At 59.0% G+C, this 322-nt stretch carries 1 protein-coding gene; it reads left to right on the plus strand.

All coding sequences use genetic code 11. From position 1 onward, the window contains the following. A partial coding sequence (locus ACEWQZ_RS00130) for a GTP-binding protein (RefSeq protein WP_476481040.1) occupies window positions 1-322 on the plus strand: 322 nt, incomplete at both ends.

Consider the following 322-nt stretch of genomic DNA (forward strand, 5'->3'; position numbering starts at 1 on the left):
TGCCCGGGTCACGCCGACTACGTGAAGAACATGATCACTGGTGCGGCGCAGATGGACGGTGCCATTCTTGTGGTTTCCGCTGCTGACGGCCCGATGCCGCAGACGCGCGAGCACATTCTTCTGGCTCGTCAGGTGGGTGTACCGGCGATTCTTGTTTACATGAACAAGGCCGACATGGTTGACGACGCCGAGCTGCTCGAGCTGGTGGAGATGGAAATTCGCGAGCTGCTCAGCGACTATGATTTTCCGGGCGACGACACGCCGGTGATTACCGGTTCGTCTCTGAAGGCGCTGGAAGGCGACGACAGTGATATTGGTGTGC

The organism is Wenzhouxiangella sp. YN1 (genome assembly GCF_056324145.1).